This window comes from Thermomonas sp. (assembly GCF_035369645.1).
Taxonomy (GTDB): domain Bacteria; phylum Pseudomonadota; class Gammaproteobacteria; order Xanthomonadales; family Xanthomonadaceae; genus Thermomonas.
Window position 1 is genome coordinate 1 of record NZ_DAOOUM010000009.1, and the last position, 7,888, is coordinate 7,888.

The 7,888-nt window shown below is 61.8% G+C and carries 7 protein-coding genes; all 7 read right to left on the reverse strand.

The annotated features are described in order from the left end of the window. Nucleotides 1–814: glutamate-5-semialdehyde dehydrogenase (locus tag PK789_RS02895; RefSeq protein WP_324306894.1), on the reverse strand; the 814-nt coding region annotated here is incomplete at its 3' end. Further along, a complete protein-coding gene (proB, locus tag PK789_RS02900) occupies nucleotides 811–1,944 on the reverse strand; it encodes a glutamate 5-kinase (RefSeq protein ID WP_324306895.1) in 1,134 nt (377 codons plus the stop codon). The genes proB and PK789_RS02895, both read right to left, overlap by 4 nt. A gap of 3 nt (nucleotides 1,945–1,947) precedes the next feature. Next, on the reverse strand, nucleotides 1,948–3,243 hold the full coding sequence (gene argH / locus PK789_RS02905; RefSeq protein ID WP_324306896.1) for an argininosuccinate lyase: 1,296 nt from the start codon (nucleotides 3,241–3,243) through the stop codon (nucleotides 1,948–1,950). After that, a complete protein-coding gene (gene argC, locus PK789_RS02910) occupies nucleotides 3,240–4,199 on the reverse strand; it encodes an N-acetyl-gamma-glutamyl-phosphate reductase (protein WP_324306897.1) in 960 nt (319 codons plus the stop codon). Before argC ends, argH begins: the two co-directional genes overlap by 4 nt. Further along, the gene (locus PK789_RS02915; protein ID WP_324306970.1) at nucleotides 4,196–5,515 is read right to left on the reverse strand and encodes an acetylglutamate kinase; all 1,320 of its coding nucleotides are present in this window, start codon (nucleotides 5,513–5,515) and stop codon (nucleotides 4,196–4,198) included. The genes argC and PK789_RS02915 overlap by 4 nt, the downstream gene beginning before the upstream one ends. A 33-nt stretch (nucleotides 5,516–5,548) precedes the next feature. After that, the gene (locus PK789_RS02920; protein WP_324306898.1) at nucleotides 5,549–6,634 is read right to left on the reverse strand and encodes an acetylornithine deacetylase; all 1,086 of its coding nucleotides are present in this window, start codon (nucleotides 6,632–6,634) and stop codon (nucleotides 5,549–5,551) included. 3 nt (nucleotides 6,635–6,637) lie between these two features. After that, nucleotides 6,638–7,849: an argininosuccinate synthase gene (locus PK789_RS02925; RefSeq protein ID WP_324306899.1), complete on the reverse strand. Its 1,212-nt coding sequence runs from the start codon at nucleotides 7,847–7,849 to the stop codon at nucleotides 6,638–6,640. Nucleotides 7,850–7,888 lie beyond the last annotated feature (39 nt).

Here is a 7,888-nt window from a genome sequence, read left to right on the forward strand (position 1 = left end):
AAGCATCGGCAATTTCGCGATGCACCAACAAGGTTTCCAGCGCATTGCACACCCCGGGGCGCGAGACCTTGCCGTCCAGCAGCATGCCTAACGCCTTGTCGATATCGGCAGCGCGGTCCACATACAAATGGCAGACGCCTTGGTAGTGTTTGATCACCGGCACCCGCGCGTGCTCGGCCACGAACCGAATCAAACTTTCGCCGCCGCGTGGGATGGCCAAGTCAATCAGATCGGTGAGTTGCAACAATTCCAGCACATGTTCGCGGGCGGTATCGGCAAGCAAGGACACCGCGGCTTCGGGCAGGCCGTGTTGGCGCAAGGCCGCGTGCAGGCACGCAGCGATGGCGGCATTGCTGTGCGCGGCTTCCGAACCACCCCGCAACAGCACCGCATTGCCAGCCTTCAAGCACAGTGCGGCCGCTTCGGCGGTGACATTGGGGCGCGCCTCAAAAATCATCGCAACCAGCCCCAGCGGAATGCGCTGCCGCGTCACCACCACACCATTCGGGCGCACATCGGTACGCGTCACCTCCCCCAATGGATCGGCCTGTGCAGCAACCTCACGCAAAGCATCGGCCATGCCCTGCACACGCGCCGCATCCAACCGCAAACGATCCAATGTGGCGTTGTTGGCACCTTTGCCATGCGCAGCGTCCATATCCTGCGCATTGGCCGCGATGATGCGCTCTTGTCCGGCCAATATCTGCGCAGCCATGGCCTCTAGCAAGGCACGCCGTTGCGCACCACTGCATGCGGCGATGACGGTCTGCGCGGCCCGCGCCGCCTTCGCTAACCCGCGCACGTATCCACTCATGCCATTCCTTCCTGTTGCAGCAAGACCAAATCATCGCGATGGATCATCGCTTCGTCATAGCGAAACCCAAGGATGCCTTCGATCTCGCGGCTGTGATGCCCATGAATCCGCGCGGCATCGGTAGCGTTGTATTGCGCCTGTCCACGCGCCAAACGGGTGCCGTCTGCGGCCACGATCTCCAGCACATCGCCACGCCGGAACTCACCCCGCACGGCGCGCACACCGCCGGGCAACAGCGACGCGCCGCGCCGCAGCGCCGCTTGCGCGCCCGCATCCACCTGCAAGACGCCCGATGTAGGCGCGTGCCGCAACCACTGCTTGCGCGCGGACAAGCGGCTACCTTGTGCGGCAAACAAGGTGCCCTGCAGCACGCCCTGCGCCAACGCCGCCACGGTGGTGGCATCGCGGCCACTGAACAAGGCCGTGGTGATGCCGGCGGTGGCAGCTTTATCAGCGGCTTCCAATTTGGTGCGCATGCCGCCGGTGCCCAGCGCGCCGGCTTCACCCGCCATTGCCATCACCTCGGTGGTGATGCAGTCGATGCGCAGCAATGGCTGCGCCGTGGGCTCGCGCTGCGGATGCCCGCTATACAGGCCGCCGATATCGGTGGCGATCAACAGCAGGTCGGCATCCACCAGCGAGGCCACTGCGGCGGCCAAATTGTCGTTATCGCCCAACTTCAACTCGTCCACCGCCACGGTGTCGTTTTCGTTGACGATGGGCAGCGCGCCCAGTTGCAGCAACTCCAGCAGCGCACTGCGCGCATTGAGATAGCGGCGGCGGTTGCGCAGGTCATCGTGGGTCAGCAACACCTGCGCAACGGGCGCATCAAAAAACCGTTGCCACAAGGCAATCAATTGCGCCTGCCCCAACGCTGCCAAGGCTTGTTTGGCGGCAATGGTGCGCCCGGCCGTTTTGCCATTGGCCAACAAAGCGCGTCCCGCCGCCACCGCGCCCGATGACACGATCACCAACTCGCGCCCGGCGTGATGGCTGGCCAAGACAAACTGCGCCAGACCCAAGGCAAAGCGCGGGCTCAAGCCGCCACCATCGGCGGCCAGCAGGCTGCTGCCCACCTTCAGCACCGCGCGTTTCCAGGGGGGAAGAGGTTGCGGTGCGAAGGTGCGCATGGCTTAAACCAATGCCTCCCAGCGAGCACGCAAGGCATCCAGCCGCAGGTCGGCGGCCGCACCGGGCGATGTGCGCGCCGCCAGCGAGTCTTCCGGCGTGCGCCCCTGCCCGGCATCCGCGCTGGTCGCTGCGGCGGCTTTGTAGGCTTCACGGAACGGCACGCCGGCAATCGCGGCTTCCACCGCCACGTCGGTGGCGTACATCCCCGCATCCATCGCCGCGCGCATGTTGTCGTTGCGCCATTCCAGATTGGCCAACAACGCCGGCAGCAATTCCAGCGCCGCCAGCCCACGCCCAAAGCCGTGAAAAATCGCGCCCTTGCTGCTTTGCAAATCGCGGTGATAGCCCGATGGCAGCGACAATAATTGTTCGATTTCGGTACGTGCGGCGGCGACGCTGGCGTGGGTGGCGCGCATCAGTTCGATCACGTCGGGGTTGCGCTTGTTGGGCATGATCGAAGACCCGGTGGTGTACTGCGCCGGCAGCGCCACAAACCCGAATTCGGCGCTGGTGAACAGCGACAAATCCCACGCGATGCGACGCAAATCCAAGGTTGCACTGCCCAGTGCTTCCAGCGCCGCCAGCTCGAACTTGCCGCGCGACAGTTGCGCATAGATCGGGCTGATCTGCATGCGCGCAAACCCCAGCGCGGCGGTGGTGTGCTCGCGGTCCAGTGGCAGATTGACGCCGTAGCCGGCCGCCGTGCCCAAGGGGTTGCAGTCCACCCAGCGCAGCGTGTCGGTGGCGCGGATGCTGTTGTCGATGAAGGCTTCCGCCCAGCCCGCCCACCACATGCCGGCCGATGACACCACCGCGCGCTGGATATGGGTATAGCCGGGGATCGGCAACATCGCTTCGGCAGATGCGCGGTCCAATGCCACCTTGGCGATATCACGCGACAATTCGGCAACACGCAGCAATTTTTCTTTCAGCCATAGCCGCGTGGCCACCAGAATCTGGTCGTTGCGGCTGCGTCCGCTGTGGATTTTTTTGCCGGCATCGCCCAAGCGTTCGGTGAGCCGCGCTTCGATGGCGGAATGGCCATCTTCGTACTGTGCATCCAGCACGAAGGCACCGCTTTTGAAATCTTCGGCCAGTTGCGCAAGTTCGCGCTGAAGCGCTGTCAATTCGTCCGCATTGAGAATACCGATGTGCTGCAAACCTTCCGCATGCGCAGTGCTGGCACGGATGTCGTGCAGAAAAAATTCGCGATCCAGCAGCACGTCATCGCCGGCCAAAAAAGCTTGAATCTGCGCATCCACGGCCACGCCGGGTTTTTGCCAAAGCAGGCCACTCATGCTGCGCACTCCATCGGTATGCCGGCCATTTCATCCAACCCAAATGCTGTATTGAGGTTCTGTAGCGCTTGCGTAGCCGCGCCTTTCAGCAAATTATCTTCGGTGGCCACCACCACCAAGCGCTTGCCATCGCCACTCAAGGTAAAGCCGCCGATGGCCACATGGTGCTGACCCGCGATTTGGCTGACCCACGGCGCGGTCTCTTGCACCCGCACCAGCGGTGTATCGGCGTATTTGCCGCGATAGCGCGCCAGCACCTCCTCCAGATCAAACGCAATCGACAAATGCAGATTGGCGGTCAAGGTGATTCCGCGAAAATGCGGTGCCACATGCGGCATGAACTCCACCGCATGCCCCAAGTGCTTGGACACTTCGCGCTCGTGGATGTGCCCGGTCAAGGCATACGGCATCAAATTATTGGCCAGCAATGCAGGATTGTTTTTATCGCTGGGCGTGGTGCCCGCGCCGGAATAGCCGCTCACCCCAAAGCACTGCACGGGGCCGTCCAGCACCGACAACATCGGCGCAATGGCCAACTGCATCGCGGTGGCATAACAGCCCGGATTGCTGATGCGTGTTTGCCCGGCATAGTGGCTGCGGGTGAGCTCCGGCAAGCCGTAATACCAACGGGGGTCGAAGCGATAATCGGCAGACAAATCGATGATGACCGGGTGACTGCCTGCCGCGTCAAACGCCTGCACAATCGCGCCGGCCTTGCCATTGGGCAGGGCCAAAATCACTGCATCTGCAGCCAATTGCGGCAGCGTGTCATGCGCGGGATTGCTGAAACGCAACTCACCGGCAAACGTAGGGGTATGCTCGGCCACACGCTGGCCATCCAACTCGCGTGAGGTGACATAGGCCAGCTCGAAGCGCGGGTGCGCGGCGATCAAGCGGATCAATTCCGCGCCGGTATAACCACGCGCACCCACCAAGCCCACACGCAACTTGCTCATGTCGGCTCCTCCAAGGTGGCCGGCCGCTGCGCGCATAACTGCACATAGCGTTCGATGCGCGCAAAGTCCGCCGCGCCGTACCAATACACCTTCCATTTATCCTGCTTGATGCAACCATCGGACTCGGCGTAATAAAACGGATTGACCGCATTGCCGTGGCGCGAGCGCCAGAACAACGTCGGGTTTTGTTCGCGCATCACCAGCCACACCGCGCGCCCCAAACCCTCGCCCTGCGCATCGTCCAGCACCGCGAATTTATCCAGATAAATGCCGGCATCTTCTTGGGTCAAAATCACTGCGGCACGGTAGTTTTCGCTGACATAGGCGCGATGCAGGGGCGTGCGCTCGAAATAGTCCGGCAACAATTTGCGCCCAAACGCCGAGTCGATCAGCCCACGCAACCGCGTCAGGTCGAAGTCGCCCCACGATGTCCCTTCCAGCACCCGCTCGCCGCGTCGCACCAAGGTGCCCGAACCTTTGTGGGTGAATAGCTCTTTGGCCAATTCCGACGGCTTGGTAATGGACACCGACGAGGCCTGCGGCAGGCCATCCAGCAAGTCTTTGATTTGCGCGATCTTGACCCGCATGCCGCCTTCGATCCACGGCTGCCGCATCAGATGCACGTATTCGGTGGACAAGTTGATGGAGTCAATCACCTTGCCATCGGCATCCAGCAAGCCGCCGGTGCCGGTCAAGAAAATAATTTTGTACGGCTGCAACACCTGCACCAATTCATTGGCGGCAAAATCGGCATTGACGTTGAGGATCTGCCCGCCCACGGTTTCACCCAAAGAGGCGATCACCGGGATCGAACCCGCTTGCAGGCTGGCCTGGATCGGTGCCAAGTCCACACGCTTGACCTCGCCCACCAAGCCATAACGTTCGCGGTCCAGATAGTCGGCTTCAAACACCCCCGACACAATGCTGGTGGCGCGCGCATCGGCCGCCTGCAAGGCTTCCACTAACTTTAAATTTTGCGCATGAAACACGCGGCGCACGATGGCCAAGGCTTCTGGCGAGGTCACCCGCAGCCCATCGATGGTGTTCTTTTCGATGCCGGCCGCCGCCAGCTCCACATCCAACTGCGGGCCAGCACCGTGAATGACGATCGGGGTCAGGCCCACGTCTTGCAGAAAGGCCAGCGAGGACACCAATGCATCCAGATCATCACGCAGCACCGCGCCACCCACTTTGACCACCGCAAAACGCGCGGCGTCGAGTTGCGAGAAGCGCTTCAAATACTGCGAGATTTCCTTGGCACTGCCCATGCTGGACAGCAAGCGCACGATGGTCTGGCGGGTCTGTGGGTCGTGAATGGCTTGCGGGTTGAGAAGGGGGGTCACGGCAGATCAGTTCCCAAGAATTCGAACGATGGAAGCGGTGTAGTGAACAAGCTGGTCATGCAGTACAAATTCATCGGCGGCATGCGCCTGCGCGATATCGCCGGGCCCATACACCAGCGCGGTCAAACCGGCTTGCGAAAACAGCGCGGCTTCGGTCCAAAAATCCACCGCATTGCCCACCGTCAAACCCAGTGATTCCGCCAAGGCTTGCGCCGCCTGCCGGCGTTGTTCGGCATACGCCACATCACCGGCGGGCAGCGACGGGCCACGGAAGGTTTCTTCGTAGCGATCCAACACACCCACCGCCGCGCAGGCACCCAAGCGCGTATGCAGGACGTCGATATCGTGCGAGGGCAGCGGGCGAAAATTGAAGCGCACCTCGGCACTGGGCGCGATCACATTGGCCTTGATCCCACCTTCCACCTTGCCGATGTTGAAGCGCAAGCCTTGCAAACCGCCGAACTGCGCCGCAGCTTCTGCCTCCACCAAATCCAGCGCGCGATTGCCCCAGCGCATTGCCTGATGCAGGGCGCTGGCGTGCAGCGCATTGGCGCTGGAAGCGTGCCCGGCTTCGCCTTTGAACTTCAGCAACACCGAGCTGATCCCGCGATGCGTCAACACTGCTTCGCAGCGCGTGGGCTCAGCGATGATGGCATCGGCAAAGCCATGATCGCTGCCCAAAAACGCAGCAATACAACGCGGGTCGTTGGCTTCTTCATCGGAGGAAAACAAAAACGCGGCATCGCCGGTCGTGACGTTGGCGGCGGCAATCAAGCCAGCCGCTGCGCCCTTGATGTCGCAAGCGCCGAGGCCAATCGCACGGTCTGCCGTCACCCGCAGCTTGAGCGGATCGGCGCTCCATGCATCCGACGACGGCACCGTGTCCAGATGCACATTGAACACCCGACGCGGGCTGCCACGCACCGCCAGCAAGGACACCGCACCATCGCCATGATCGGTGACGGTGCAGCGAAACCCGGGCAATTGCGCGCGGATGTAATCGAAGATGCCACCCGTGCCAATCAGGCGCGGCGGGTTGCGGGTGTCGAAGGACACTAAGGATTCAAGATGGTGAAGGATGGTATTGAGCATGGCTTAGCGCTGCGCGTTGACCTCGGCCCACAGCGTGCTGCTCATCCCGAACAACTTGATGAAGCCTTCGGCCTCTTCCACGCCCCAGTCCGCTGATTGCGCATAGGTTGCGCCCTTGCTGTTGAGAATGTGCTTGGAGCGCACCGCCACCGCGTCCACGCGACCGCCGTGGGTGCGCAACACCACCTCACCATTGACCCTGCGCTGCGAGGACGCCAGGAAGGCTTCGAGATCGGCCTTGATCGGGTCGTGATAGAACCCTTCATAGACCAGTTCCACCCACTTGCGCGCCACCTCGGGCTTGAAGCGGTTTTGCTGCTTGGACAGCACCGCTTCTTCCAAGGCGCGGTGTGCGGTGAGCAGCGCGATCAAACCCGGCGCTTCAAACACGATGCGGCCCTTCAGGCCAATCGTGGTATCGCCGGTGTACATGCCACGCCCCACGCCGTATTGCGCAAACATCGTGTTGAGTTTGGCCAGGATTTTCTCACCGGCGAGTACTTGTCCATCCAACGCCACCGCCTGCCCTTGCTCAAACATCAAGGTCACTTCCATTGCCTCGGCCGGCCACTGCTCACGGCGCGCACACCAACCGCGCGCACCGTCGCCGGGGGCTTCCCAACTGTCAATTTCGCCGCCGGACATCGTCAGCCCCAGCAGGTTTTCATTGATGGTGTAGGCCTTTTGCTTGGCGCGCACACCAAACCCACGTGCTTCCAGATACGCCTGCTCATAGGCGCGGGTTTGCGTGTGTTCTTTTTGAATTTCACGAATCGGCGCAACAATGCGGTACTGGCCTTGCGACTTCACTGCAAGGTCAAAGCGCACTTGGTCGTTGCCCATGCCGGTGCAACCATGCGCAATCGCGTTGGTGCCCAAGGCTTTGGCCCGCGCCAGCGAGGCATCCACGATCAAATAGCGGTCCGACACCAGCAGTGGGTATTGGCCCTGATAGCCCTCGCCGGCCCATACGAAGGGTTTGACGAAGTCGTTCCACAGCGCCGCGCCGCCGTCGATGGTGACATGCGAAGCCACGCCCAATTCCGCCGCGCGCGCTTCAATAATGGCGCGCTCCTCGGCGTCTACGCCACCGGTATCAGCGAACACGGTGTGCACATTCCAGCCCTGCTCTTTCAGATAGGGCACGCAAAAACTGGTATCAAGGCCGCCGGAAAAAGCCAGCACGATGTCGCGGGAATCGTTGGGGGATGTCATCGAAACGTATCCAGAAAAAAGGAGTTATTGATTGGCCAG

Coding starts and splice junctions, on each gene's coding strand:
- argH (WP_324306896.1), bottom strand. CDS start 3,243: ATGAGTGGCCTGCTTTGGCAAAAACCCGGCGTGGCCGTGGATGCGCAG.
- argC (WP_324306897.1), bottom strand. CDS start 4,199: ATGAGCAAGTTGCGTGTGGGCTTGGTGGGTGCGCGTGGTTATACCGGC.
- proB (WP_324306895.1), bottom strand. CDS start 1,944: ATGCGCACCTTCGCACCGCAACCTCTTCCCCCCTGGAAACGCGCGGTG.
- PK789_RS02920 (WP_324306898.1), bottom strand. CDS start 6,634: ATGCTCAATACCATCCTTCACCATCTTGAATCCTTAGTGTCCTTCGAC.
- PK789_RS02925 (WP_324306899.1), bottom strand. CDS start 7,849: ATGACATCCCCCAACGATTCCCGCGACATCGTGCTGGCTTTTTCCGGC.